The following is a 235-nucleotide window of genomic DNA, read 5'->3' as shown; positions in this document are numbered from 1 at the left end:
TCGCCGCTGGCGGTGCCCGCCGCGGGCCGGGAGCCGTCGCTGCGTGGAATGCCCCGCTACGACGCGGTGACCTTGTTCGCCGACCGCGCGAGCGCGGTGGTGCCCGGTTTCGAGCTCGCGCACGATAACAAGGCCACCGTGGCCCGGATCTGCGCGCGGCTGGACGGATTACCGTTGGCGATCGAGCTGGCCGCGGCGCGGATGCGCACGATGTCGTCCGAGCAGATCCTGGCGC

Annotated in this window: 1 protein-coding gene; it reads left to right on the top strand. The window is 72.8% G+C overall.

Going from position 1 to position 235, the window contains the following annotated elements:
* On the top strand, window positions 1-235 hold a 235-nt coding region (locus ACW2Q0_RS31265; RefSeq protein ID WP_457194515.1), incomplete at both ends, for a hypothetical protein.

The sequence above is a fragment of the Nocardia citri genome (genome assembly GCF_054065835.1).
The sequence above is the reverse complement of the archived record's forward strand: the minus strand, read 5'-3'. Positions and strand labels throughout refer to the sequence as shown.